We start from the raw sequence: 2,117 nt of genomic DNA on the forward strand, positions 1-2,117 counted from the left end.
CCTCCGTTACCTCGCCGACCGTACGCTCTTCTCACTCATTCCATTTCGTTTGCCATCAGTTCACGCGCCGTCGTGTCCTTTGAGAGTCCACTCCGTCACCTTACCTTCTGTCTGCACTTCACTTCATTCATGTCGCTCCCTTAAGTCGTCTACTTCCGGCTCCGTCGAATACACTTAATAAATAAGTGCCCATTTACACAGTTAACTGCCATGGGTTTCCTTTCAGTCATACAACGTTCACCCAAGTGAATAATAATTACAACTCATACGATTACAAAAGCCGTTTCCTAATTGTTCAGGGACCCATGCACGGATATTCTAAATGAGTAGGTGGCGGGCAAACTTCAGCCACACCAACTACGCATTTAGTTTATCGATGTGCATCTCCTAATCAATAAGACTACATTTTCGAAACATAACCGTTACTTCAACTCAAACATATTCCCTTTTTGATTCAATTGTTGCTGCGTTACATTTTCAAACATCATACTCAACATTTGTTGCATCTTTGGCATTTGTTCCAACATAACCTTTTGATTCACATAATTCTCTAAAGCTAAATGAACTAAAGTGCTTTTCGGTACACCACTTTCTTTGCTATACTCGTCCAACCAATCATTTAACTTTTTACTGATACGTGTATTAACACGAACCATTTCACTCATCTAATCACCTCTTGTATATCGTACTACATAAATATAACATCAGTTTAAACACAATATCAACACTAAGATACACCAGAACAATGTAAAAGTGGGACTCTATCCGCTATTAATATAAACAAGTTAAGAAAAACAAAAAGAGAGCATCATATTGACACCCTCTTGACACACAGAGAAGCACACGCTAATATCATAAACGAGTATAGTTCTTAATATTTTCTAATATAGATAACCAACAGTCCTGTAGAATGGGGTCCACCGCCAAGTGATCCATTTCTTCAAGGGCTTTTTTTATACTCTCTTTAGTTCTACGAGGGAACTCTTTCATATCCATAGTTCCATTAGAATAACAAATCAAACAAGCTTTTAATGCCCCTTTAACATTATTCAAATTAAAAATCGAGAATGTATAAGATTCATCAATACTAAACGGAGGACTCTTCCTTATTTCGTCTACCACTACACCGTCAGAGTCTCTCCAACTATACTCAATACGAGTCAAATTCTCTTCTTCTATCATTCTTTTAAAATGATTATATAACTCCTTTTTCTTATCATATATCTTCAAATATCCATCTTTATTTCTATTTCCATAATAAACAGTTCCTTTATGTCTATCCTGTTGCTTTCCTGTTTTACTATAAGACACAATATCACTCATATGACGCTCTATATCAAAAGCAATATCCATACCATAAACCACTCGCTTATTAGACTTCAAAACTGCATTTAACGTATGAAAAACGGTTTCAAACACTTTTTCATAACTATCTTTTTGCAACTCGTTATTTTCAAATTTAGAAGGGTTAAAATCAACTTTCATATCATAGCTATCTTTTTCCTTTTCCGAATTATGTTTCCACCCTATATAAACTGCACCTTCACCATATCCAATATGTATAACTCTATGATAATCTCTAACAGACGTCCCATGTTCTGACCTAATAGGTGTATTCGGTAAAAAAATCTGCTTTGACGATATTTTAGTTAAAACATCACTAAATTGTTTCTCTGTTACATCTTTATACTTAATCATTAGCCTATCCAAATAAACTTGCATAAAATCTATCCCGCTCCTTATTTTTTATTAAACATGTCATTTTGTACACGATTTTCGGCTATTAGAATGTCCGAAAATGTCTTCGCCACATTTCTACAATTTACCCACACATTGAATTATACTGTTCAATCTCTATCGTGACTTCAAAAATTTCTAATTGCCCTAAATAAGAACTAATAGCATTATCCAATAAAAACTCAACATTCTCTGGATCAACTACACTTTCACCAGGAACTCCAAACAACTTTACACGTAATTCGCTAATTCTTTTCAAATCATTCAATTGTCTTTCTGTCAGTTTCAAATTGTTACCCTCACTTTCTATCAATCTGCTCCTACACCTCCGTTACCTCGCCGACCGTACGCTCTTCTCACTCATTCCATTTCGTTTGCCA

General features: G+C 35.3%; 3 protein-coding genes. All 3 read right to left on the bottom strand.

Translation table 11 applies throughout. From position 1 onward, the window contains the following. Positions 1-422 precede the first annotated feature (422 nt). On the bottom strand, positions 423-665 hold the full coding sequence (locus tag CQ064_RS32985; protein ID WP_001293418.1) for a hypothetical protein: 243 nt from the start codon (positions 663-665) through the stop codon (positions 423-425). Between the two features lie 187 nt (positions 666-852). Next, positions 853-1,722, bottom strand: coding sequence for a hypothetical protein (locus CQ064_RS32990; RefSeq protein ID WP_001198524.1), 870 nt, complete (start codon positions 1,720-1,722; stop codon positions 853-855). 100 nt (positions 1,723-1,822) lie between these two features. Next, on the bottom strand, positions 1,823-2,026 hold the full coding sequence (locus CQ064_RS32995) for a hypothetical protein (RefSeq protein WP_002100596.1): 204 nt from the start codon (positions 2,024-2,026) through the stop codon (positions 1,823-1,825). Positions 2,027-2,117: the final 91 nt, after the last annotated feature.

The organism is Bacillus sp. MYb78, assembly GCF_002975115.1.
Taxonomy (GTDB): Bacteria; Bacillota; Bacilli; order Bacillales; family Bacillaceae_G; genus Bacillus_A; species Bacillus_A cereus.